General features: G+C 61.5%; 20 protein-coding genes and 2 pseudogenes. 13 read left to right on the top strand and 9 right to left on the bottom strand.

The annotated features are described in order from the left end of the window. Positions 1-16: 16 nt before the first annotated feature. Positions 17-1,354, bottom strand: a complete 1,338-nt coding sequence (locus XH89_RS03305; RefSeq protein ID WP_194465713.1) for an MFS transporter — start codon at positions 1,352-1,354, stop codon at positions 17-19. Positions 1,355-1,536: 182 nt separating this feature from the next. Here XH89_RS03305 and cyoA point away from each other — a divergent pair, with 182 nt between their 5' ends. The 8 genes from cyoA to XH89_RS03265 all read left to right on the top strand — a co-directional run bounded on the left by cyoA (position 1,537) and on the right by XH89_RS03265 (position 9,985). Continuing rightward, a complete protein-coding gene (cyoA, locus tag XH89_RS03300; RefSeq protein WP_194465712.1) occupies positions 1,537-2,712 on the top strand; it encodes a ubiquinol oxidase subunit II in 1,176 nt (391 codons plus the stop codon). 11 nt (positions 2,713-2,723) lie between these two features. Further along, positions 2,724-4,721, top strand: a complete 1,998-nt coding sequence (gene cyoB, locus XH89_RS03295) for a cytochrome o ubiquinol oxidase subunit I (protein ID WP_194465711.1) — start codon at positions 2,724-2,726, stop codon at positions 4,719-4,721. Continuing rightward, complete coding sequence (cyoC, locus tag XH89_RS03290; RefSeq protein WP_057747468.1) at positions 4,722-5,351, top strand: cytochrome o ubiquinol oxidase subunit III; 630 nt, start codon at positions 4,722-4,724, stop codon at positions 5,349-5,351. It begins immediately after the preceding gene. Next, positions 5,348-5,728 (top strand): cytochrome o ubiquinol oxidase subunit IV, encoded by a 381-nt coding sequence (gene cyoD, locus XH89_RS03285; RefSeq protein WP_194465710.1) that lies wholly within the window; start codon positions 5,348-5,350, stop codon positions 5,726-5,728. The genes cyoC and cyoD overlap by 4 nt, the downstream gene beginning before the upstream one ends. A gap of 104 nt (positions 5,729-5,832) precedes the next feature. Then, positions 5,833-6,585, top strand: coding sequence for an SURF1 family protein (locus XH89_RS03280; RefSeq protein WP_371825194.1), 753 nt, complete (start codon positions 5,833-5,835; stop codon positions 6,583-6,585). Continuing rightward, positions 6,557-7,942, top strand: a complete 1,386-nt coding sequence (locus XH89_RS03275) for an ATP-binding protein (protein WP_194465708.1) — start codon at positions 6,557-6,559, stop codon at positions 7,940-7,942. Before XH89_RS03280 ends, XH89_RS03275 begins: the two co-directional genes overlap by 29 nt. Beyond that, on the top strand, positions 7,932-8,465 hold the full coding sequence (locus tag XH89_RS03270; protein WP_194465707.1) for a response regulator transcription factor: 534 nt from the start codon (positions 7,932-7,934) through the stop codon (positions 8,463-8,465). Before XH89_RS03275 ends, XH89_RS03270 begins: the two co-directional genes overlap by 11 nt. 134 nt (positions 8,466-8,599) lie before the next feature. Further along, positions 8,600-9,985 (top strand): adenylate/guanylate cyclase domain-containing protein, encoded by a 1,386-nt coding sequence (locus tag XH89_RS03265; RefSeq protein ID WP_246767930.1) that lies wholly within the window; start codon positions 8,600-8,602, stop codon positions 9,983-9,985. Between the two features lie 98 nt (positions 9,986-10,083). Here XH89_RS03265 and XH89_RS03260 read toward each other — a convergent pair whose 3' ends face one another. From XH89_RS03260 to XH89_RS03240, 5 genes are all read right to left on the bottom strand, one after another. Continuing rightward, complete coding sequence (locus tag XH89_RS03260) at positions 10,084-10,899, bottom strand: CarD family transcriptional regulator (RefSeq protein ID WP_194465705.1); 816 nt, start codon at positions 10,897-10,899, stop codon at positions 10,084-10,086. A gap of 344 nt (positions 10,900-11,243) precedes the next feature. Next, a complete protein-coding gene (gene fdxA / locus XH89_RS03255) occupies positions 11,244-11,582 on the bottom strand; it encodes a ferredoxin FdxA (RefSeq protein ID WP_194465704.1) in 339 nt (112 codons plus the stop codon). Between the two features lie 132 nt (positions 11,583-11,714). After that, positions 11,715-11,945 (bottom strand): S4 domain-containing protein, encoded by a 231-nt coding sequence (locus XH89_RS03250; protein ID WP_246767929.1) that lies wholly within the window; start codon positions 11,943-11,945, stop codon positions 11,715-11,717. 52 nt (positions 11,946-11,997) lie between these two features. After that, positions 11,998-15,381 carry a helicase-related protein gene (locus XH89_RS03245; protein ID WP_194465702.1) on the bottom strand — a complete coding sequence of 1,128 codons (3,384 nt, stop codon included), beginning with the start codon at positions 15,379-15,381 and terminating at the stop codon, positions 11,998-12,000. A gap of 777 nt (positions 15,382-16,158) precedes the next feature. Then, positions 16,159-16,968, bottom strand: a complete 810-nt coding sequence (locus XH89_RS03240) for a DUF3108 domain-containing protein (protein ID WP_194468353.1) — start codon at positions 16,966-16,968, stop codon at positions 16,159-16,161. A 557-nt stretch (positions 16,969-17,525) separates the two neighbouring features. Between XH89_RS03240 and rpmB the strand changes: the two genes are divergently transcribed. From rpmB to XH89_RS03225, 3 genes are all read left to right on the top strand, one after another. Then, complete coding sequence (rpmB, locus tag XH89_RS03235; RefSeq protein WP_194465701.1) at positions 17,526-17,834, top strand: 50S ribosomal protein L28; 309 nt, start codon at positions 17,526-17,528, stop codon at positions 17,832-17,834. Between the two features lie 372 nt (positions 17,835-18,206). Further along, entirely contained in the window at positions 18,207-18,968 is a 762-nt protein-coding gene (locus XH89_RS03230) for a DUF1837 domain-containing protein (RefSeq protein WP_246767724.1), read from the top strand. After that, positions 18,968-21,610 carry a DEAD/DEAH box helicase gene (locus tag XH89_RS03225; protein ID WP_194465700.1) on the top strand — a complete coding sequence of 881 codons (2,643 nt, stop codon included), beginning with the start codon at positions 18,968-18,970 and terminating at the stop codon, positions 21,608-21,610. The genes XH89_RS03230 and XH89_RS03225 overlap by 1 nt, the downstream gene beginning before the upstream one ends. Before the next feature lie 64 nt (positions 21,611-21,674). Here XH89_RS03225 and XH89_RS03220 read toward each other — a convergent pair whose 3' ends face one another. Next, on the bottom strand, positions 21,675-22,202 hold the full coding sequence (locus XH89_RS03220; RefSeq protein ID WP_194465699.1) for a hypothetical protein: 528 nt from the start codon (positions 22,200-22,202) through the stop codon (positions 21,675-21,677). A 177-nt stretch (positions 22,203-22,379) separates the two neighbouring features. Here XH89_RS03220 and XH89_RS03215 point away from each other — a divergent pair. Beyond that, positions 22,380-22,607, top strand: a pseudogene (locus XH89_RS03215) (DUF2235 domain-containing protein); the annotation flags it as partial. 73 nt (positions 22,608-22,680) lie between these two features. On the opposite strand, the gene XH89_RS03210 reads toward XH89_RS03215, so the two are convergent. After that, a complete protein-coding gene (locus XH89_RS03210) occupies positions 22,681-24,081 on the bottom strand; it encodes a hypothetical protein (protein ID WP_194465698.1) in 1,401 nt (466 codons plus the stop codon). Between the two features lie 269 nt (positions 24,082-24,350). On the opposite strand from XH89_RS03210, the pseudogene XH89_RS03205 reads away from it, so the two are divergent. Beyond that, positions 24,351-24,620, top strand: a pseudogene (locus XH89_RS03205) (DUF2235 domain-containing protein); the annotation flags it as partial. Between the two features lie 18 nt (positions 24,621-24,638). On the opposite strand, the gene XH89_RS03200 reads toward XH89_RS03205, so the two are convergent. After that, positions 24,639-24,917, bottom strand: coding sequence for a DUF1488 family protein (locus XH89_RS03200; protein ID WP_194465697.1), 279 nt, complete (start codon positions 24,915-24,917; stop codon positions 24,639-24,641). Positions 24,918-24,958 lie beyond the last annotated feature (41 nt).

Here is a 24,958-nt window from a genome sequence, read left to right as displayed (position 1 = left end):
CCGAATTTTATTCCCGTCAGTTCGAAGATTTACCCGCGTCCATGTCGCCCGCCTCGCGCTGGCCGCTGAGCCAGAGCGCGAGCAGGGTCCAGAACGCGCCCGAGAGCAGGTAGGCACCCGAGGCGATGACCCCGAGATTGGTCGCGAGCAGCAGCGCGACCAGCGGCGCGAAGCCGGCGCCGAACAGCCAGGCCATGTCCGAGGTCAGGGCAGAAGCCGTGTAGCGGTACATCTGCTTGAAGTTCGAGGCGATGGCGCCCGAGGACTGGCCGAAGGAGAGGCCGAGCAGGATGAATCCGATCACCATGTAGATGGTCTCGCCAAACGCGCCGGCATCGAGCAGCTGCGGAGCAAAGCCGCTGTAGATCGCAATCGCGATCGCCGATCCCATCAGCAGCGACTTGCGGCCGACCCGGTCGGCGATGATCCCGGAGACCACGATCGCGGCGACGCCGAACACGGCGGCGACGATCTCGATGATCAAGAAGCGCACCGGGCTTTCGCGGGTGAACAGGAACACCCAGGACAGCGGAAACACCGTGACCATGTGGAACAGCGCGAAGCTCGCCAGCGGCGCAAACGCGCCGAGCATGATGTTGTGGCCTTCGCGGGCAACGGTGTCGGAGATGCGCGAGGGCTGCAATTCGCGAGTCTCGAACAGCGAGGCGTATTCCTCTGTGGTCACCATGCGCAGGCGCGCGAACAGCGCCACGACGTTGATGGCGAAGGCGACGAAGAACGGATAGCGCCAGCCCCAGTCGAAGAAATCCTCCGCCGAGAGGTTGCCGGCGAAATAGGCGAACAGCGCGCTCGCCACGATCAGGCCGAGCGGTGCACCGAGTTGCGGCACCATCGCATACCAGCCACGCTGCGAGGCCGGCGCGTTCAGCGCCAGCAGCGAGGCCATGCCATCCCAGGCGCCGCCCCAGGCCAGACCCTGTGCGAGACGCGCCAGCGCCAGCAGCCAGATCGCGGCAGCGCCGATCTCGGAATAGCCGGGCAGGAAGGCGAGCGCCACGGTGGCGGTGCCGAGCAGGAACAGCGCCGAGACCAGCTTGGCCGTCTTGCCGTATTCGCGGTCGACCGTCATGAAAATGACGGTCCCGATCGGCCGGGCAACGAAGGCCAGCGCGAAGATCATGAAGGAATAGAGGGTGCCGGTCAGCTCGCTCGTGAACGGAAACACGAGGCGCGGGAACACGATCACCGAGGCGATCGCGTAGACGAAGAAGTCGAAGAATTCCGAGGTGCGGCCGATGATGACGCCGATGGCGATCTCGCCGGGACTGGCCTGGTCGTGGCCATGCTCGCCCGAGTGGATGTCTGCCATTGCGGGGGTCTGTGCCGTCGCCATGCGTGTGCCCTTAACGTCCTGAAAACCAAAGCCGACCGCCCGGCGGGACGCCAGGCAATCTGGCCTTGTTTGACCCACCATCCCGCACTGCAACATTGGACAAATTGTCCAATGTCCGGATTGCTGCGCCGCAGCTACCCATTGGCCCCGCAAAGGAAACTCATTCTCATAAGGCTCGGCCCGTGTCCCGTCTCAAGATCCTGGCGCTGCTACCTCTGGTGGCTGCGCTTAGCGGCTGCAATTACGTCGTGCTGGCGCCTGCCGGCGATATCGCAGCGCAACAGCGCGACCTCGTCATCATCTCCACCGTCCTGATGCTTTTGATCGTCGTCCCCGTGATGGCGCTGACGGTGCTGTTCGCCTGGCGCTACCGCCAGTCCAACAAATCGGCGCGCTACGAGCCGGATTGGGATCACTCGACCAAGCTCGAACTGGTGATCTGGTCGGCGCCGCTCTTGATCATCGTCTGCCTGGGCGCGCTGACCTGGATGGGCACCCACCTGCTCGACCCCTATCGCACGCTCGGCCGCATCCATGCCGACCGCACGATCGACCAGTCCAAGGCACCGCTCGAGGTCGATGTCGTCGCGCTCGATTGGAAGTGGCTCTTTATCTATCCGGACTACGGCATCGCCACCGTCAACGATCTGGCGGCTCCCGTCGATCGTCCGATCAACTTCCGTATCACCGCCTCCTCGGTGATGAACTCGTTCTACATCCCCGCGCTCGCCGGCCAGATCTATGCGATGCCGGGCATGGAGACGAAGCTCCACGCGGTCGTGAACCACGCCGGCACCTACAAAGGCTTCTCCGCCAACTACAGCGGTGCCGGCTTCTCCGGCATGCACTTCAACTTCCAGGGCCTCGACGACAAGGGCTTTGACGCCTGGGTCGCGCAGGCCAAATCGGCCGGCGGCTCGCTCGGCCGCGGCGAATATCTCCAGCTCGAAAAGCCCAGCGAGAACGAGCCGGTGCGCCGCTGGGGCACGGTCGACTCCGATCTCTACCGCCTGATCCTCAACATGTGCGTCGAGACCGGCAAGATGTGCCAGAGCGAGATGATGGCGATCGACGCCAAGGGCGGCAACGGCCATGAGGGCCTGAACAACACCCTGCCGCTCTCCTACGACAAGTACGCCCGCCGCGGCACCGCCCTCGGTCCCGAGCCTGTTTTCGTCGCCGGCACCTGTACGCCGGATGCGCCGCAAGGCCAGACCACGGCGTCGATCAAGGCGCCGCTCGACACCGCGCCGCTTCTCGGCGCCGGCCTGAAGCGGCCGACCTTCGCGCCGCTGAAGTCCCCGTCCTTCTTCCTCGGACAACGTCCCAAGTCAGACTCCCTGAAGTCAGACTCCTAAAGAGAGCTCGCATGTCTCCTGATCTTCTCAAGCTCATCTTCGGCCGGCTCGGCATCGATTCGCTGCCGCTGCACGAGCCGATCCTCGTCGGCACCTTCGCGGTCGTCGCGCTCGGCGGCATCACGCTGCTCGCCGGCCTGACCTACTTCCGTCTCTGGGGCTATCTCTGGCGCGAATGGTTCACCAGCGTGGACCACAAGCGCATCGGCGTCATGTACATGATCCTCGGCATCGTGATGCTGCTGCGGGGCTTCGCCGATGCCCTCATGATGCGCGCGCAACAGGCGATGGCATTCAACGGCTCGGAAGGCTTCCTGCCCGCCCATCACTACGATCAGGTCTTCACCGCCCACGGCGTCATCATGATCTTCTTCGTGGCGATGCCGCTGGTGACGGGCCTGATGAACTTCGTGGTGCCGCTGCAGATCGGCGCCCGCGACGTGTCGTTCCCGTTCCTGAACAATTTCAGCTTCTGGATGACGGTCGGCGGCGCGGTGTTGGTGATGCTCTCGCTGTTCATCGGCGAATTCGCCCGCACCGGCTGGCTGGCTTATCCGCCGCTGTCCAACATCGGCTACAGTCCAGACGTCGGCGTCGACTATTACATATGGGGATTGCAGGTCGCCGGCGTCGGAACGACGCTATCGGGCATCAACCTGATCTGCACCATCGTCAAGCTGCGCTGCCCCGGCATGACCATGATGCGGATGCCGGTGTTCACCTGGACCTCGCTCTGCACCAACATCCTGATCGTCGCCTCCTTCCCGGTCCTGACCGTCGTGCTCGCGCTGCTCTCGCTCGATCGCTACGTCGGCACCAACTTCTTCACGAACGATTTCGGCGGCAGCCCGATGATGTACGTGAACCTGATCTGGATCTGGGGACATCCTGAAGTCTACATCCTGGTTCTCCCCGCCTTCGGCATCTTCTCGGAGGTCACCTCGACCTTCTCCGGCAAGCGGCTGTTCGGCTACACCTCGATGGTCTACGCCACGGTCGTCATCACCATCCTGTCGTACCTGGTGTGGCTGCACCACTTCTTCACGATGGGCTCGGGCGCCAGCGTCAACTCGTTCTTCGGCATCACCACGATGATCATCTCGATCCCGACGGGCGCGAAGATGTTCAACTGGCTGTTCACGATGTATCGCGGCCGCATCCGCTACGAGCTGCCGATGATGTGGACGATCGCCTTCATGCTGACTTTCGTGATCGGCGGCATGACCGGCGTGCTGCTCGCGGTGCCGCCCGCCGACTTCGTCCTGCACAACAGCCTGTTCCTGATCGCGCACTTCCACAATGTGATCATCGGCGGCGTGGTGTTCGGAGCATTCGCCGGCATCAACTACTGGTTCCCGAAGGCGTTCGGCTTCAGGCTCGATCCGTTCTGGGGCAAGATGTCGTTCTGGTTCTGGGTCACCGGCTTCTACATGGCCTTCATGCCGCTCTACGTACTCGGCTTGATGGGCGTGACCCGCCGCCTGCGCGTGTTCGACGACCCCTCGCTCCAGATCTGGTTCGTCATCGCCGCAATCGGTGCCGTCCTCGTCTTCCTCGGCATTCTCTCGATGCTGATGCAGTTCGCGGTCTCCTTCCTCAAGCGCGAGCAGCTCAAGGACGTCACCGGCGATCTCTGGGACGCGCGCACGCTGGAATGGGCAACGTCCTCGCCGCCGCCGGACTACAACTTCGCCTTCACCCCCGTCGTTCACGACAATGACGCATGGTGGGACATGAAGAAGCGCGGCTATCAGCGCCCGCTGACCGGGTTCAGGCCGATCCACATGCCGAGCAGCACCGGCACCGGCATCATCCTCGCCGGCTTCGCCACCGCGATGGGTTTTGGTCTGATCTGGTACATGTGGTGGCTGGCCGCGTTGAGCTTCATCGCGATGCTCGCCGTCGGGATCGGCCACACTTTCAACTATCACCGCGACTTCGACATTCCGGCTGACGATGTCATCCGGGCCGAGGATGCGCGCACCAAACTGCTCGCCGGAGCCAAGTAAATGACTGTCGCTGTCAATCCCACCCAAACCGGCGAGCCGGTCTTCTATCTCGCCGACGAACATCCGCATCCGGAAGGCTACAGCACCTCGCTCGGCTTCTGGATCTACCTGATGAGCGACTGTCTCATCTTCGCGATGCTGTTCGCCGCCTTCGGCGTGCTCGGCGCCAACTACGCCGCCGGGCCCGCACCGAAGGATTTGTTCGACCTCAACCTGGTCGCGGTGAACACCTCGATGCTGCTGCTGTCGTCGATCACCTACGGTTTTGCCATGCTGACGATGCAGCAGAACAAGATCGCGCAGACGCAGATGTGGCTCCTGATCACCGGCCTGTTCGGCGCGGCCTTCATCGGCATCGAGCTCACCGAGTTCGCCCACATGATCCATGAGGGCGCGACGCCCCAGCGCAGCGCCTTCCTGTCCGCCTTCTTCACCCTGGTCGGCACCCACGGCCTGCACGTATCCTGCGGCCTGATCTGGCTGGTGACGCTGATGGTGCAGGTCTGGCGCTTCGGCCTGATCGAGGCCAACCGCCGCCGCCTGATGTGCCTGTCGATGTTCTGGCACTTCCTCGATGTGGTCTGGATCGGCGTCTTCACCTTCGTCTATCTCCTGGGAGTTCTGCGATGAGCACCGATACCCACGCCGCGCACGCAGGCGACCATCACCACGACGACGGCCACGCCCACAGCACGTTCTCGGGCTACATGCTCGGTTTCGTACTCTCGGTGGTGCTCACCGCGATCCCATTCTGGCTGGTGATGAGCGGCACGCTGCCGAGCAAGCAGATCACCGCGCTCGTCATCATGGCATTCGCGATCGTGCAGATCGTCGTGCACATGATCTACTTCCTGCACATGAGCCCGAAGTCTGAGAACGGCTGGAGCATGATGGCGCTGATCTTCACCATCGTGATGGTGGTGATCGCGCTGTCCGGTTCGCTGTGGGTGATGAACCACCTCAACAGCAACATGATGCCGATCCACGAGATGACGGGAATGAAGTGAGCGATCCCGTGAGACCTGGGGATAACGAACCGCGCAGCCCCACAAGGGCTGAGCGTCCGTCCCTGTGGCTCACGGTCCTCTCGCTCATCGCTTTCGTCGTTTTGATGTCCCTCGGCGTCTGGCAGGTCGAGCGCCGCACCTGGAAGCTGGCGCTGATCGACCGGGTCGAGCAGCGCATTCATGCCCCTGCGCAGCCCATTCCCCCGAGGGCGTCGTGGCCGGCGATCACCGCCGCAAGCGACGAATACCGGCATGTCGGCGTCTCCGGCCGCTTCCTGCATGACCGCGAGACGCTTGTTCAGGCTGTCACCGAGGAAGGCCCCGGCTATTGGGTGCTGACGCCGCTTCTGCGCAGCGACGGCACCACCGTCCTGATCAACCGCGGCTTGGTACCATCGGAGCGGCGCGACCCATCGACGCGCCAGGACGGCAATCCGGACGGCCCGGTCGCGGTGAGCGGACTTTTGCGCATCACCGAGCCGAAAGGCGGATTCCTCAGGGACAACGTGCCCCAGCACAACCGCTGGTATTCGCGGGATGTCGCCGCGATTGCGGAGGCCCGCGATCTCCAGAATGTGGCGCCCTTCTTCATCGATGCCGACGCCGGATCACAATCCGCTGGCGCTCCCATCGGCGGATTGACCGTGGTCCGCTTTCCCAATAACCACCTGATCTACGCGCTGACGTGGTTTGCCCTGGCTTTCATGCTGGCTGGCAGACTTTTCGTCACATTCCGCGGCGGGCTGTTCCGCCGCAAGAAAGCCTTGAACGGCTTCGTCCACGAACCGGCCGGCGGCCCAGACGCCTCCGCCCGCAGGACGGGATCAGATGCTGGAACGATCGTCGAACCGACCTGACGACGGGACTAATTTGGGCGAGCTGGCCGTCACGCTGCAATCGCAGGCGGACGCGCGCAGCGAGCTGATCGGCGCTGCCCCCACCGACGACGAGACCAACCGCAAGAACATGGCGCTGCTGATCCAGCTGCGCTGGATCGCCGTGGTCGGCCAGATCGTGACGATCGGCGGCGTGCATTTTGGGCTCGGCATTCCGCTGCCCTTGGAGCGGATGGGCGCGGTGATCGGCGCGCTGGTATTGCTCAACGTCTCGAGCCTGGTCTGGGTGCGCCATCGCGCCGCGATCACCAACAATGAGCTACTGGTCGCCTTGATGCTCGACGTCGCCGCGCTGACCGCGCAGCTTTACCTCAGCGGCGGCGCCACCAATCCCTTCACCTCGCTATTCCTGCTGCAGGTCACGCTCGGCGCGGTGCTGCTCGATGCACGCTCGACCTGGTCGCTGGTGGCGCTCAGTTGCGCGAGCTTCCTCTGGCTGACGCTGGCCTACCGCCCGCTCGATCTGCCGCCAAACCCGATCAGCGAGACTTACAGCCTCACGGTCGCGGGCATGCTGCTGGGGTTCGTGCTCAACGCTGTTCTTCTCGTCGTGTTCGTCACCCGCATTAACAGGAATTTGCGCCAACGCGATGCGCATCTGGCGGCTCTGCGCCAGCACGCCGCCGAGCAGGATCACATCGTCCGCATGGGCCTGCTCGCCTCCGGCGCCGCGCACGAGCTCGGCACGCCACTTGCCTCGCTTTCCGTCATCCTCAGCGACTGGCGCCGCATGCCCGATCTTGTCGCCGATCAGGAGCTTGCCGAAGACCTCACGGAGATGGAGACCTCGCTGCAGCGCTGCAAGAGTATCGTAACAGGCATTCTGGTGTCGGCCGGCGAGGCACGCGGCGAAGGATCCTCGCCGACGACGGTGACCGCCTTCGTCACCGCGCTGGTCGAGGAGTGGCGCGATGCCCGCTCGGCGCGGACGCTCTATTTCGTCAACACCTTTGGCGAGGACGTCGCGATCGTCTCCGATATCGCGCTGAAGCAGGTCATCTTCAACGTGCTCGACAATGCCTATGAAGTCTCGCGCGAGTGGGTCGAGCTGCTCGCCGAGCGCGAAGGCGACAATCTGGTGCTCTCGATCAGCGACCGCGGCCCGGGCTTCGCGCCGGAAATGCTGGCGCAGCTCGGCAAACCCTATCAGTCGAGCAAGGACCGCGCCGGCGGCGGGCTCGGCCTGTTCCTGGTGGTCAACGTGGTGCGCAAGCTGGGCGGCAGCGTCACCGCCGAGAACCACAGGAAGCGCGGTGCTACCGTCCGCCTGACGCTGCCTCTCGCCACGCTCGCGATCGGAGACAGCTTTGACGCCTGACCGTTCGCTCATCGTCGTTGAAGACGACGAAGGTTTTGCGCGCACCCTGAAGCGCTCGTTCGAACGCCGCGGCTACGAGGTCGTGCTCGCCGCATCGATCGAAGACGTCCGGAAGGTCCTGGAGGACAGATCCTTCGGCTACGCCGTGGTCGACCTCAAGCTCGGCGGCGCCTCGGGCCTTGCCTGCGTCGAACTGCTGCATACCCACGATGAGGAGATGCTGATCGTTGTGCTGACAGGCTTTGCCAGCATCTCGACGGCAGTCGAGGCCATCAAGCTGGGTGCCTGCCACTATCTCGCAAAACCCTCCAACACCGACGACATCGAAGCCGCCTTCAACAAGGCCGAAGGCAACGCCGACGTCGCGCTGGACGTGCGGCCAACCTCGATCAAGACGCTCGAATGGGAGCGCATCCACCAGACCCTGATCGAGACCGATTTCAACATCTCGGAAGCAGCGAGGCGGCTGGGCATGCATCGGCGCACGTTGGCGCGGAAGCTCGAGAAGCGACCGGTCAAGTAAGCGGTTCGCCGCGTGCGCAACAAAACACTCGCTCGGGCTGATGACCTCGCGGCCTTGCATCACTAGACTGCCCGATGCGGTGGCTGACGGCCGCCGTGCTGCAACGGCCCAAGCGAGGAGACCGCCCCGTGACAATGCTCGTCGAGCGCCTCGGCTCGTCCGCCGCGCTGTCGCGTACGCGCAGCCAGCGTGATACCGAAACCGTTCAGTTTGCGCAGGTAGCGCTCGAGGCCGGCAAGCGGGAGGGCCTGCAACTTGCCGTACGGGCGCGCTATGTCGCGCTGGCCGTCATCGCCTGCCTGCTGCTTGCCATCAACCCGGCATGGGACCAGCTCTATTACGTGGCGTTGCTCACCCTGTTCGCACTGATCGGCTGGGCTCAGGTCAGGGTCGGACGGGTCGGCGTCTCGCGATCGGAATTGGCGCTTCTGTTCTGCGATCTGGCGCTGCTCACATTCGTCATTGTCGTCCCGAACCCCTTCGGGACGACGCACTGGCCGGTGGCGATGCAATACCATTTCGGCAACTTCATCTACTTCTTCGTGCTGCTCGCGGGCGCCACGCTGGCCTATTCCTGGCGAACCGTGGTCGCGGTCGGAACATGGACGGCAGCGCTCTGGGCGATCGGCGTGGCCTGGGTGTGGTGGCAACCTGATCGCGATCCCGCGCTGACCGCCCGCATTGCAGAGGCGGTCAGCAGCGATCACAGGCTGCTCGCGCTGATCTCACCCACTGCGATCGGCTTCGGCCTCCGCATCCAGGAAATCGTCGTCTTCCTGATCGTGGCCATAACGCTGGCGCTCGCGGTTCGCCGCAGCAATGATCTATTGATCAGACACGCCGCGGTGGAGCGGGAGCGCGGCAACCTCGCGCGCTACTTCTCACCCAATGTCGTCACGGAATTATCGAAGCACGACGAGCCGTTGAAGCAGGTGCGCACCCAGGACATCGCGGTGCTGTTCGTGGACATCGTCGGCTTCACCGCCTTTGCCGATGTGCGCTCTCCGGACGAAGTGGTGCGGACGTTGCGCGAATTTCACGGATTGATGGAGCAGGAGGTTTTCCGTCACGAGGGCACGCTGGACAAATATCTCGGCGATGGATTGATGGCGACATTCGGCACGCCCTTCTCAGGCCCGCGCGACGCCAGCAACGCGTTGCGCTGTGCCCAGGCCATGATCGCGGCAGCGGACCGGTGGAGCGCGCAGCGAACGGCATCCGGTGAGCCGCCGATGCGCGTCAGCTTCGGCCTGCATTACGGACCGGTGGTGCTCGGCGATATCGGGCGCACCTGTCTGGAATTCGCCGTGATCGGTGCGACCGTCAATGCCGCAAGCCGACTGGAGGGGCTGACGCGCACGCTCGACTGCGCGCTGGTAGCAAGCGACGATCTCGTCAGTCGCGCCAAACTGGAGCTCGGTAGCACAGCCGAAGCATTTGCATCGTTGATCGCCCGCGAGCCCCAAGCGATCCGCGGGCTCGAGCGGCCGATCGCGATCTGGACCCAGCCGTGCGCGTGACCAAGGCGAGGCTCGGCCACCGTTGGATCACGCGCCCAAACAAAAAGCCCGGCCAACGGCCGGGCTTTTGATCTGTTGCGTTCAACGCGGCGAGACGCTTACGCGGCCTCGTCGGCGACGGTGGTGTCGTCGCCATCGGTATCGTCGGTATCGCTGTCGGCGTCCGTCTCGGCTTCGCCATCGGCGGCTTCCGCCTTGGCATTGGCGCGACGCGGGCTCTTGGCGAGCTGGGCCTCGATCTCCTTGACCGCTTCGGTCTCGGTCGAGTGCTGGACCACCGCGATCTCGCGGGACAGGCGATCGAGCGCCGCTTCATAGAGCTGGCGTTCGGAGTAGGACTGCTCCGGCTGCGACTCCGAGCGATAGAGGTCGCGCACGACTTCCGCGATCGCGACGATGTCGCCCGAGTTGATCTTCGCTTCGTATTCCTGGGCACGGCGCGACCACATGGTGCGCTTGACGCGGGCGCGGCCCTTGAGCGTCTCGAGCGCCTTCTTGACCAGCGCCGGCTCGGACAGCTTGCGCATGCCGACATTGGCGACCTTGGCGGTCGGAACGCGCAGCGTCATCTTGTCCTTGATGAAGTTGATGACGAACAGCTCGAGCTTCGCGCCGGCGATCTCCTGCTCCTCGATGGCCAGGATCTGGCCGACGCCGTGAGCGGGATAGACGACGAATTCGTTGGCCTTGAAGCCCTGGCGCTGGGTCACGACCTTCTTTTCCTCGACCTTCGGCGCAGCAGCGGGCTTCACAGCCGGCTTGGCAGCGGCAACGGGGGCCTTGGCAGGGGCGGCAGCAACGGGAGCCTTCGGAGCAACGGGCTTGGCAGCGTGAGCCTTAACAGCAGCGGGCTTTGCAGCAGCAGGCTTGGCAACGGTCGCTTTCGCGGCCGGTTTGGCAGTCTTGTTAGGCATTGCGCTTCTTTTGTTCTTCGAGGACTTTGCAGCCGGCCCCTTAGTCGCGGTCCGACCCTTGGATGCGCTACGGCTGGCCGCGGCGACTTTTTTGGCCTCCTTATGGGAAGCCCTCGCTGAAGTACTCTTTTTACGCGTTTTCTGTGACACAGCCTGCGCGCGGAAACTGCCACGCCCCTGTTCGACATTTGGTTTCACGGGAACCCAGAAGGGCCAACGGGGCTGACGGGGTTCGGCTTAATGTGCTCAATATAGCACATTTCCCGCAAAAATCAATGATTTAGGGGTCTTGAGGGCTGGTTTTCAGCGGCGACGACGGTATTAGGGTTAAGTTTGGGCGCGGATTAGTCGCCGGAGCCGGGGTTCGGAGAAAAATATTTCGCGAACTTGCCTTCCATCCCGTCGAATTCCTTCGCGTCCTCAGGTGATTCTTTCTTCTGGGTGATGTTCGGCCAGCTCTTGGCGTATTCGGCATTGACCTCGAGCCACTTTTCCAGGCCCGGTTCCGTGTCCGGCTTGATGGCATCGGCAGGGCATTCCGGCTCACACACGCCACAATCGATGCACTCATCCGGGTGGATGACCAGCATGTTCTCACCCTCGTAGAAACAATCGACCGGGCAGACCTCGACGCAGTCGGTGTACTTGCACTTGATGCAGTTTTCAGTGACGACGTAAGTCATCCAACGCTCCGAAAAGCTCTTTTAAAAGTCGCGGCTTGCCTAGCGCGGATGGCCCGGCGCCGCAAGGTCGGGGAGGCCCGATCATGACGGCTTTGTGCGTTTGATCGACCAAGAAATGAATACCAAGCGCAATTAATTGCGCTTTACGTCGCCGAGCTCCTCAAAGAGCACGCGGGCCGAGGCGGCATCGCCGCGGCGCTCGTTGAACCCGGTGACCTTCAGCACGCGCACGGTACGATCGAGTGCGACGGTGATGACATCACCAATCTTGATCGCATGGCCCGGCGATTTTTCGCGGGTGCCGTTGATACGGACGTGGCCGGACTCCACCAGCTCAGCCGCCGAGGTGCGCGCCTTCACCACCCGCGCGTGCCACAGCCATTTATCCAAACGCTGCCGCTCGGTGGTCGTGGGATCACTCCTTCCGACCGGCGAGTTGCTCTTTCAGCGCGGCGAGCTTTGCGAACGGCGAGTTCGGGTCCGCCGGACGATCGCGCTCGCGCGGATTCGCGCTGGATGCGTAGGGACGCAGCGACGGACCGGACTCGCGATCCCTGCGATCGCGACCCTTGTCGCGATCGCGGCCGCGATGGTCACGATCGCCGCCGAACTTCTTGTTGTCGCGGTTGCGATCGCGATCCTTGTCGCGGTCCTTGCCCTGTTCTCTACCTTGGAAGCTGCGATTGCGATCGTCGCGGCGCTCACCGCCCTCGCCGCCTTCGCGCGGCTTGCGGAAATCCCGACCGGCATCGCGGTCGCGGCGATGACCACCGCCGTGACGATGACCCGGCTTCGCGCCTTCGGCGGCTTCGCCGGGCGCGGCGCTCGCTACACCGGATGTAGCGCCAGCTTCAGCACCGGCCTGCGGCCGCTGATTGTGGTGACGCTGATGACGATGACGCTCGTGGCGAGGCTTGCGGTCCTCGTGACGGCCGCCGGGGCGCCAGACTTCGACGAGCTCGGGCTCTGCAGGCGCGGCAGTAACTTCAGTCGGCGCGGCTTCGACGGGCGCGGCAGCATCCGGCGATGCAGCGGCTTCCACTGCGGCGATTTCGGCAGCAGCGGCTTCAAGAGCAGCCTCGACGGGCGCAGCAGCTTCTTCGGCCGGCGGCGCGATACCAGGCGCGTCTTCCGGCGTGACCGGCGCTTCAGGCAAGGCTTCGAGCGCAGGCTCTTCGGGCGCTGCCTGATCGGGCTGCTCCATGCCGGGCGCGTCTTCGACGGTGACGGCTTCGATTGCGGCGTCCGCGGGCGCTGCGGCCTCTTCGGCCGCGGGCGTCTCGGCGGACGCTTCCGCAGCCGGCGTCTCAGCAACAGCCACCGGCTTCGGCGGCAGCGGCGCACGCTTCTCCATGCGATAGCCGAGCGCACGCAGCACCGAGGCAAAATCTTCGCCGGCCGAGCCGGTGAGCGACGTCATCGCCTGCGTCACCACGAAGCCGCGGCCATCGAACGCGCCGGCCGGCTTTTCGCCCGGCGAATTCTCGCGCCAGGCCAGCGCCGGACGGATCAGATCGGCGAGGCGCTCCAGGATGTCGACGCGCACGGCGCGCTCGCCGGCCTGCTTGTAGCCGAGCACGCGATAGGCATCGCGCGGCAGGCTCTTGTCGACCGGGAACGAGGTGCGGCCGGATGAGGCCAGATGCTGCGCGCCCGACAGTGCCGACAGATCGACATTGTCCTGCTTCAGCGCCCACAACAGCGCGGCGAGCGCGCGCGCGGCGGGCTTCAGGATGCCGGGGAAATAGATGTGATAGGCGCCGAAGCGCACGCCGTATTTGCGCAAGGTCGCGCGCGAGGGCTGGTCGAGATCCTTCAGCTCGCTCGCGATCTTCGGACGCTCGAGCACGCCGAGCGCCTCGACCAGCTGATAGGCGATGCCGCGGGCAATGCCGGTGACGTCCTCGGCCTTCGACAGCTCGAACATCGGCCCGAGCAGCTTCTCGATATGCGTCTTGAGCCAGAGGTCGAGCCGCGCCTGCACCTTCTCGCGCGGGCCGCCCGTCAGGCGCTCGTCCGAGATGATGCGAATGCGCGGATGCAGCGCATCCTCTGCGGCGGACAGCCGCGCCACGGCATCGCCGGTCCAGCGGATGGTGCCTTCCGAGGTCAGCACGAACTGATCGTCCGGCGCGTTGCCCAGTTTTTCGGCGCGCGCGTTGATCTCGCCGGCGAGCACCGCTTGCGCGGCAGCCTGCAAGGCTTTCGCATCGGAGCCGGCTTCCGCCGCATCCGGTGCAAAGGTGAAGCCGTCGAGGCGGCCGATGACATGGCCTTCGACGATGACTTCGCCGGTCTTGCCGATTTCCGTATTCAAGCTCGTGTTCTCCCGCAGGCGGCGCATCAATACACTGGTCCGGCGATCAACGAAACGCTCAGTCAAGCGTTCGTGGAGCGCATCCGACAATTTATTTTCGACCTCCCGCGTGATCCCCTGCCAGCGATCGGGGTCTTTCAGCCAGTCCGGGCGGTTGGCGACGAAGGTCCAGGTGCGGATCTGTGCGATCCGGGCCGACAGCGTGTCGATGTCGCCGTCGATACGGTCGGACTGGTCGACCTGGGCGGCAAACCAGGCATCGGGGATGCAACCCTTCCGCATCAGGAAGCCGTAGAGCGTCGTCACCAGCTCGGCATGGGCCGCCGGCGACAGCTTTCGGTAATCGGGGACCTGGCAAGCCTCCCACAGCCGTTCCACCGCGGCCTTGCCATGCGCGATATCGCGCACCTCGACGTCGCGGGCGGCGTGGTCGAGCACGCGCATGTCTTCGGCGATCGGCGCCCGCGTCAAGGTGTCGTGGCCGGGGGCCAGGTTCAGCGAGACCTGGAGCGCACCGAGGGAGGAGAAATCCAGCTTCGAATTGCGCCATTGCAGCATCTTCACGGGATCGAAGATGTGGTTCTGCAGCGCGTTCACGAGCTCGGGCTCGAAGGGGGCGCAGCGGCCCGTGGTGCCGAACGTGCCGTTGCGCGTGGCGCGGCCGGCGCGGCCCGCGACTTGCGCGAACTCGGCCGGCGTCAGGCGGCGGAACTGATAGCCGTCGAACTTGCGGTCGGACGCAAAGGCGACGTGGTCGACGTCGAGATTGAGGCCCATGCCGACGGCGTCGGTGGCGACGAGATAATCGACGTCGCCGTTCTGGAACATCTCGACCTGCGCATTGCGCGTGCGGGGCGAGAGCGAGCCCAGCACCACGGCCGCGCCGCCATGCTGGCGGCGAATCAGCTCGGCGATGGCGTAGACCTCGTCGGCCGAGAACGCGACGATCGCGGTGCGGCGCGGCTGGCGCGTGATCTTGCGGTCGCCGGCGAATTCGAGGCTAGACAGGCGGGGACGCGTGATCATGGACACGCCCGGCAACAGCCGCTCGATGATCGGGCGCATCGTGGCGGCGCCTAGCAGCAACGTCTCGTCGCGGCCGCGACGGTTGAGGATGCGGTCGGTGAAGACGTGGCCGCGCTCGAGGTCGGAGGCGATCTGGATCTCGTCGACGGCGAGGAAGGAGACATCGAGGTCGCGCGGCATCGCCTCGACGGTCGACACCCAATAGCGCGGCGACTTCGGCTTGATCTTCTCCTCGCCCGTCACCAGCGCGACCGCTTCAGGGCCGACGCGCGCGACGATCTTGTTATAGACCTCGCGCGCGAGCAGGCGCAGCGGCAGGCCGATCAGCCCTGAGGAATGCGCGAGCATCCGTTCGATGGCGAGATGGGTCTTGCCGGTGTTGGTCGGCCCGAGCACCGCAGTGACGCCGCTACCCGGCGCGCGCTCGGAAGCAAAGGGGGAAGGAGGAAAGGCCATGTCTAGGTGATTAGGTAATGGCTAATGAGGCGATTGTCAGGGCCTGATGGGGGCAATGGCATGCCGAGCGCTCACCACACGCACAACTGTCATCGCCCGGCTTGACCGGGCGATCTAGTACGCCGAGGCGTCCGTGGCTGAGCCGAGAGGCCTCGGCGTACTGGATGCCCCGGTCAAGCCGGGGCATGACAACGGAGGACGCGGTGACGCTTCCCCAAACCTCGCGCAACTGTCTCAATTTGCGACGCTTTTCCCGCATCTCTTAAGCTTCGGAACGACTCTAGAACGAATCGCGGCCGAATCGCTGACTCCCTGTTGAGTCCTGTTACGTTCACGCAAGGTGTCGTGGGACTCGTTTTGCGTGCGCACTAGATGAAGTTTTGTGACGTCGTACAAGCGACGATTTGGTGGCGTGTTCCTTAAAATTGGGGACGGCGCGGAGTCGAATCAGAATCGCCGGGGAGTCAAATGGATTCCGGGAATGGCGGCGCCTTGCGCCATGACCTGAAAACAACCCCATGCACAGTAGGTAAGTCATTGATGTCGCTGAGAGGCACCGGTTTCCAGCCGAATCTCGCCCATCCGTCATCCTGAGGTGCGAGTGGCGCGGTGCGAAGCACCGTACCGGGAGCCTCGAAGGGTGCACGGCCCGGATGTGGCGGCTGGGTTGCGCTCGCGGGAACAGGCGGGCTGTCGCCCTTCGAGGGCCGCCGAAGGGGCGGCCACCTCAGGGTGACGGTCTGGCAGAGAAGGGCGTGGCCTCCGTGGCCCCGGGCCCTACTGCGTCTTCGCCACGCGCGGCGGCTGGGCGGTGGTGATGAAGCTGGTGGCTTCCAGCATCGCCGGGCCCAGCGGCGTCGGAACCTTGAGCCAGAAGGGAACCAGGATGCGCGTGCCCGCGACCGGCGCGAACGCGATCTCGATGTTGCGCTGGGCGGCGAGGTATTTGATCACGGGGCGGTCGGGGATGTAGCCGGCGACGGGCACGAAATAGAGCGCGCAGACCACGACCGGGCCCTTGTACCCCTTCTCCGCCTTCACGGTCTCCATGCGCTTGAAATCGAGCTTGAGTTCGTAGCGCATGCGGCCGTCGAACACGGGCGCTGAGCCGTGGCAGGCCTCGGGCGACAAGGGATCGCCGTTTCCAGGCACCCGCACCAGCGAGGCCGTCATCGGATCGAACACGCCGCGGCGATGCGCCTCGGTGACGACGATGCGATCAGGATCGACCGGTGGCTCGGGAATGATGCCGAACTCCTTCACATTGCCCTTGTCGAGGGTGATGTGGATCTCTTCGGTCTTCTTCGAGGTGGTGGTGGAGGCCTGGTAAGCCGAAGCGACCAGCGCGCCATTGACGATGCGCCCTTGGCTGGCGCCGGTGCCGGACCCGCCCGCGAAGGATTTCAGGATGCCGGTGGTGCCGCCGGAGGCCGCGGCCGAGAACACGTCGTCCTGGATATCGATGTTCCAGGCGCCGCGGCCGACCGGAATGCCGGCCAGGCTCGCCTCATACTGCGCCTCGAGCTTGCCCTGCGCCGCCGCCGGCTCCGCCGCCCACACCAGCAGCAGGCCACCAAAAGCGGCCAGCGCCAGCCGGCCGGCCGCGCGCGGCCGGGGCGGAATGAGGGGGGACGTGTGCACGAGACGATCCAATCGGGAAGCGAGCGGTTGTTACTTAAGCCTGTTGCGGCCGTAAGCAATGCATAAAGGCGGCCAAGGCTCGGAACTCACTGGACTCATCAGTGGCGATTGCGCCCTTTATGTGATGGTAAGGCGTTTTAAACATTGCCGTTTTGGTGATTGGCCCGCGGCCTCGCTCCGGGCTCCGATACCTCTCCCCACCCATCCCGCTGTCATACCCCCGCTTGCTCCGCTGTCATGCCCCGGCTTGACCGGGGCATCCAGTACGCCGGGGCGGATGTGGTAAGATCAGGCTCTCAAACGCCGGCCTCTGGAATACTGGATCGCCCGCCTTCGCGGGCGATGACATCTATTCCGGAGCACGATCCCCGCCCCAAATCCTTGACTACCCGCCCCACTCCCCCTATACGTCCGCCCGCTCCCTGCAAGGACAGAGAATTTGCCCCCGTGGCGCCCCGAATGGCGGCCGCAATCATTGGGGGTTCAGAGTTAAGGATTATGCCATGTCTCGCCGCTGCGAACTGACGGCCAAGGGCCCCCTCGTCGGCCACAAGGTCAGCCACTCCAACATCAAGACCAAGCGCCGCTTCCTGCCGAACCTGGTCAACGTGACCTTCATCTCGGAAGCGCTGGGCCGCAACGTGCGCCTGCGCGTCTCCACCAACGCGGTGAAGAGCGTCGACCACAATGGCGGCCTCGATGCCTATCTGCTCAAGGCCAAGGCCGACACCCTGTCGCCCCGCGTCGTCGAGCTGAAGCGCGCCATCGAGAAGAAGGTCGGCGACACCGCGCCGGCCAAGAAGGCCAGCTAAGATTTTTTGAGTTGGGCGGGGGCTAAGTTGCGTCGCGTGGCGTAGGCTTAGCCAGTAGCGTTTTGCGTTGCGGCCGGATCGAAAGATCCGGCCGTTTTTGTTAGACCTATTGGTAGTTGCATAACAGTTGTCCGCTCGCATTCCGTTCCGCTATGTTTGTGACAAACATATTCGCTGGGGGGCGAACGGCTGACCGACCTTACACCGGAACTACTGCAGGAAATTCTCGCCGGTGATCCGGACGAATTAGACGTTCATTTGCGCCTCGTTGAGCGAGACGTCACGCTTCAAGACTGCAAAGTCAAATTGCACTGCCATTGCCTCACGGTGGACGCCAATGGCCGAATTAAGATTGGGAGGCTGGCAGAATTCATGCGGGCGATGCTCGCCGATTACGCCATTCCCAAAAATAAGATGCAAGCCGCCCGAGCGCGCGATTCCAAGTACCATTCGTCAGGAGCCGTAATCCATCTCTATCACGAGGCGCTCAACCTATTTACTCATCTCGCACAAACAGGGGAAGGCGGCGAGATGCTGCTCTATCTGCTGTCTGAACGCTTCCTCAAGATGCCCCAAGTACTGTGCAAGATGGATCTTAAGACAGATACTTCTATGCACTATCACGGCGCCGACGGAGTTTACGCTCGTGTAACGCCCGAGGGCGTGATCAAGCTATATTGGGGCGAGTCCAAAATTTATGGCGACGCCTCCGAAGCCATAAGAGACTGCCTCAACAGCTTGTCTCCATTTCTCTTGGAGCCTGACGTAGAACATGCTGGGCGCGAGCGCGACCTCCTACTTCTAAGCGATAAAGCGGACCTCAACGACGAGGCTTTGACCCGAGCATTTCGTCGGTACTTCGACAAAACATCCCCCCTCTCGAACCGCGTTCAGTATTGCGGAGTCGCGTTGGTGGGCTTCGACGCCGACTTCTATCCAAACGAAGATACCGCCGTTGCCGCGGATGAGATTGCCGCGTCCGCCAAAGCAGCTCTCACAAAATGGAGCAAGCAAATCGGAAATCGAATTTCCAAGGAGAAGCTCGCAAACTTTGAGATTGAGTTTCTCTGCGTGCCTATGCCGTCTGCCTCCGCCTTCAGAGATGCCTTCCTTAGTGCATTGGGTAAGAAGTAATGAAGCCGCCCGAGCTGCAACAGTGGCTCCTGTCGGAAGCGATCCGAGAGGATTTGGAAATTGTAACAAAAGCTACAGTTGCATCCGAGTTAACCGGATTGCCGCCAGAGGTCGGCCTGTCGGCTAGACTGGAGCATCTGGATTGGGAGCGCCTTCTCCTGGCTGGAAGCTTACTCGCTCGATCCGCAGACAGGACATTCATTGAGGCAGCTCTCAGAATTGCTACCGCCGCGGTGAGCCTACCAAACACAACGGAAGTGCATGATGCCGGTGTCATCCTTCTCCAAAAGTTATCAAACTACCAAGCCGCAAGACTCGCACTTCAACGGCACCTCGTGGAGCCCGATCTAAATGGGCGACTTGGTGCTTCGGCCAGGCTTGAGGCTTTTACTCGAGAACTTAACAACTCCATTTTGATTGAACACTCGGGGGAATGGCTCCAAGTCAATCCCTTCCAGCAGAATTTTTGGAATCGGGCGCGCACCCCGCAGAGCTGGGTATCTGTTTCTGCTCCGACAGCATCAGGAAAAACATTCCTAGTCCTGCAATGGCTCATTGACGAGATGAAGACCGGAGGCGCCAGCGTCGCGGTCTATCTAGCACCCACACGCGCGCTGGTCAGCGAGATCGATGACAATCTGAACTTGTTGATCAAGCGCATGTCCATTGGTGACGTCGATGTTACCTCACTCCCTCTCGCTACCAAGTACGCCGACGCGGCGAAAGCCAGCAAGAAACTCATCTATGTTCTAACTCAAGAGCGACTACATCTCTTAGCAAACGCCCTCAATGACGACGTAAGAATAGATCTCCTCGTAGCAGATGAAGCACATAAAGTAGGCGACCGCTTGCGCGGCGTCGTGTTGCAAGATGCGCTAGAGCGTGCCAGCCGAAGCAACGCCAACATCAAGATAGTATTTATTAGTCCAGCTACACAAAATCCAGAGGCTCTACTCGAAGACGCGCCGGCCAGTACAAAAAAAGAAGCCGTCGACAGTGACGTTCCAACTGTTCTTCAGAACGTAATTTTGGCGACGCAGCGCCCAAGAAGAACTACGGAATGGTCTCTCGAACTGCGGCAATCGAAGGATGCGCATCTCCAAATTGGCTCAATCACATTACAAGCCCGCCCTACATCCCTTCGAAAGAAGCTTGCGCTGATTGCAGCCTCCATCGGCTCGAAAGGGGGCACGCTCGTTTACGCAAATGGAGCAGCTGAGGCCGAAGAAATCGCCCTTTTATTAAGCCAATTGATTGACGGGCCGCCAAACGAGAACGATTCAGAATTGCTCGCCTTAGCCGACCTGGCACGACGCGGGGTTCATGAATCGTACCAACTCGCTCCTCTGGCGCGGAAGGGCGTCGCGTTTCACTATGGCAATATGCCGTCCTTGCTCCGCGAAGAGATCGAAAGACTATTTCGCAAAGGAAAGATACGATTTCTCGTTTGCACGTCCACCCTGATCGAAGGCGTCAATCTATCGTGTCGAACCATTGTCGTTCGTGGACCACGCAAGGGTGTAGGGAAGCCGATGGAGGCGCACGATTTTTGGAACCTAGCAGGAAGAGCAGGGCGCTGGGGAAACGAGTTTCAGGGAAACATAGTTTGCGTCGATCCCGACGACCTCATCGCTTGGCCCGACGGCGTCCCAGAGCGCCGGCGATATCCAATTGAACGCGAAACGGACAACGTATTTCGCTCGGGTCAGCAACTCTTGGACTTTATCAGCTCACGATGGGATCGGAGCGCGAGCGATCTGAGCGAATTTTCTCAACTCGAACAGGTCTGTGCTTATCTGCTTGCGCTGCGCCTTCGAGAAGGGTCCATTCTAGGCGCCCCGTTCACAAAGCGTCACGATCAAGCGTTTATAGCTGTTGTTGATAGCCTGCTCGCTCATCTCGCTTCAAATTTGTCCCTTTCTGCAACGATAGCGGGCCGTCATTCGGGCGTCTCCTCTGTTGGGATGCAGAAATTACTGAACTATTTCAGATCCTCCTCACATGACGTGGAGGACCTTCTGCCTGCGCCGCCCGAGAGCAAAGATTCTTACGACCGAATGACCAAGATTATGGGGATCATCAACGATCATCTATATCCCGCTTTTCAGCCCCCGACTCTAGTTCCGCTACACGCCCTCGTCGTACTTGAGTGGCTCAAGGGTTATTCCCTCTCGGCTATCATCAGAGCACGAATAGCTTATCACCAGAGGCATAAACGGCCATTTCAACTGCCTAAACTAATTCGAAATACTATGGAGCTGATCGAGCAGACCGCTCGATTTAGAGCGCCCAAATATATCTCCGCATACATGGAGGTGCTGAAGCTTCACTTGCACGAAATCGGGCGAAGCGATTTGATTTCAAATGAAATGGACGTAGGCCTCGCCTTGGAATTCGGGGTTTCTACTGAGACTCTCGTATCATTGATAGAACTTGGGCTTTCTCGGATGGCTGCCGTAGAGATTCATGAAAAGATCGCTTTGGATAATCTCGATCGAGATCAAGCAAGAAAATGGATCGAAGAGCATAATGATCAATTCGACGGAATGGACATTCCGAAAATCATTGTCGCCGAGGTCCGGCGGAAAATACTCGGCAAGGACCCTGATGATACGGGTGCCGCAGAGACTATGGCTTCGTAATCACTTCGAGTCGACGATTGTGAGATGAGTGATCTCTGCCAAGATGAATACTCCGGCGGACGGCCTAACTTGCCTCCAACTCCTTTAAATTCAAGTCTTTCCAGATTGCCTTGACGGTCGTCATGAATCTATTGGCGGCGGCAGCTAAGGCCTCTTGGTCGTCCGTGTATGCCTTGAGAGTCGTATCTTTCTTTAGTTCGACTAACTGACCACCTTTGAACATTTGGAACATACGAAGATGAATTGGGGATGATAGCGACGTGTCATTCGGATCAGGCCGAATAAGCATCCCATGAGCTGAGAAGTTGCGTAGCTCCTCATAGCTCATGACTTGGCCGATCTCCGTTCGTAGCTCATCTGCGTAGGGGCTAAAAGGACCATCGACATTCAAGATCGTTTTCAACCTCTCCGCTCGCTTGCCAGCGTCGTGCGAGAAAGACAGATCCAAGGCTTGATATTGCTCGAAACTGGCAGCCTCGACTATCAGCTTGGCTAAAAACCATTCGACCTGGGCAAACGCTAATAGCGTTGCACCTCGCGCGTCGTACAGCTTCGTAATGAATTTGCTTGCTTCTGGAGACAGCTCATTCATCGGTCGGCTCTTAAAGTGCGAGATGATTAGCTTTGAAGTCGCAAGCTATCATGCAAGAGATTTAGCGTGAAAGACAATACCAACCGCACCGTCACGTTCGACGAGAGCTATTTTGGCTCACTTGAGGACCATTTTCCGCTATACTCGCCTCGGTAGCATCACCCGGAGGCGCATCCCGTGGAGCACTCGGCCAACCGCGACCCTAAAAACCTCGTCATCTGCTGTGACGGCACCGGCAACGAGATTTCGGAGAACATCTCCAACGTCCTGAAGCTCTATCGCTGCCTGCGCAAGACCGAGAAGACGCAGCCGCGGCAGATGGTGTTTTACGATCCCGGGGTCGGCACCGTGACGGAGCTATCGACCTGGAACAGGTGGAAAGCCAACATCAAGCTGGTGCTGGGCTCGCCACCGGCTACGAGTTCAAAGCCTAGCCACGCGATGCCTTGAGGTGTCGGAGTCGTCGTCAGCTCCGCATTCAGCCCGAAAATTGTTGAACCTGTTCTTCCATCCAGGTAAGCGCAGCGATGATCTTCGTCGAGCCGAGCGGATCATCTCCGATAATACTAAGGGGAACATTCGGATATTTCGTCAAATCGGCGTCAGTTAGGCGAACGTTCTCGATTTCATTCAGACGTCGCATCAACTCCCGACGTTTTTCAATCGGCCCGAAGACGGGCTTATTCTCTAATGAGCCAAACTGAATGTAGACCTTGCCGTCAGACGAAAGGTACACAGGATTGATGGTCACTCCGCCAGGCTTGAAGGAGGGATAGACGGAGCCATTCTCTTTACCGGTACCGAAGATAATGTTTCGTGTCCCACCCTTTCGCATCCACTCGTAGATTTGCTTTGCAATCTGCATTTCTTTAGCGCCGACGGTCGCCTCGAGCTTGTCAAACAGGCGGCCCTCATCCCAGCGTGGACCGATGCTGCCTCGCTTGGTCGCGGTCTCTTGGGTTTGACCGTACACCCGCGGTACTAACACCTTGAGTTCATCACTTTCGAACTGCCTAAGTTCGATCGCCAATACCTCAACCGCATCCATCTGCTCATTCAGGAACTCGACGATTCGCCTGAGTTCGAAGGGAATAAAATCGGCCACAAACAACAGCCGGATACGTTTCGCTTGGAGGTTCGTTTTCACTCGTTGCCAGAACTCGTCGGCGTCGCCTTCCGGTCCTAGCAGTTCGTTGAGCGCAGCCTCCACGGTTTGTCCAGCTTCTTTGCGGGTCCTATCAAGTGCTGACCAGAGTGTATCGACGGACCAGTATGTGACGCAGCTCGCTGCATAGTCCAACATCTGTCCCACGACTTCACGCCTAATTCGGCTATCACTTTGCCGTTTAAGCTCTACTAGAGTGGGGATGCCATCCTGGTCTAGAAATACGTGATCGATCGACCAGAGCGAAGCTCCAGCCTCACCAGTGGAAATTGAGAGCTCCCTTCCCACCAAGATCCATCGGCGCGGGTTCTGTGGGTCAACTTGGTCACCGACAAGAAGCTGCGGAAATTTGGACAGCAGTCGCTGGAAGTCGTCTTCCTTAGCAAAAGAGGCAGGCAGCAATGGAAGAAGCGAATCCTCACCGTTGAGAAGAAATACTCCCGACGCGTCCGCCCCCCGAAGCGGAACAACCTTGAAGCCGCGGGTCTGCAAGTAATTGTTAGCCTCGGTCCCACCGCCGAAGTTTGCCGAAGGGGTCCCGGTAGCCATCGAAATGATCTGCTTAACTGGGTAGAGCTTACCGTCGTGCTCTATACCATATCTGTGCGCCTGATTAGTCTCCCAGCCCGCCCAAACCGGAGTAGCCCGGAGTTCTCCGTCGAAACGATCCATCGCCTTAGAAATATTTTCTGCTGAAACGGATGTTATCGCCATCCCACAGCCTCCTTGCTCACGTAAATTGATTAGCAATCCTCACCGCTAATGCCACTGCAATCTACGATTGTCCACCGCCTCTATGCATCGGCATCAGACTCTGTGGGGCAGCGACAGACATTGGAATCAACGCAGAGGTTTGTCGGAATCCGACTGTTCAAATGTCGATTTAAGGCCGAGGCTATGTGGGTCGCGAACGCATGCAGCGCTTACTTGCTGCCTATTTCCCGCTATACTCGCCCCGGTAGCATCACCCGGAGGCGCATCCCGTGGAGCACTCGGCCAACCCCACCCCAAAAAACCTCGTCGTCTGCTGTGACGGCACCGGCAACGAGATTTCGGAGAACATCTCCAACGTCCTGAAGCTCTATCGGTCCTTGCGCAAAACCGAGAAGACGCAGCCACGGCGGATGGTGTCCTGCGATACCGGGGTCGGCACGGTGACGGAGCCGTCGACCTGGAACAGGTGGAAGGCCAACATCAAGCTGGTGCTGGGGCTCGCCACCGGCTACGGGCTTTATCACGAAGCATTCGCAGCCTCGTAAGCGGCCCGCCCCCTACCCCCGAAAATCAATGCTCCGCAGCACGATGCCCGGCGGGGTGCCTTCGAATTCGCAGGCGCGGTACTTGCTGGCGGCGCGGGTTTCGATGCGGTCGCGCAGGCGGGTGAACTGGGCTTCGCGCTGGTCGGGGCGGGTTTGCGGGCCGCGTTCGAGATCGTCCATGGCGGAGGTCGAGATCGCGCAGGGGATTTCCTTCGGCCCGTCCTGCATCGAGAACTGGACGATGCCGCGGTCCTGTTCGTGGCCGATGAAGCGGCCGCTGGTGAGGGGCATGGGGGACTCCTGTTACGGTTGCTTTGCGACGCGATGATTGC

Source organism: Bradyrhizobium sp. CCBAU 53340 (assembly GCF_015291645.1).
Lineage (GTDB): Bacteria > Pseudomonadota > Alphaproteobacteria > Rhizobiales > Xanthobacteraceae > Bradyrhizobium.
The sequence above is the reverse complement of the archived record's forward strand: the minus strand, read 5'-3'. Positions and strand labels throughout refer to the sequence as shown.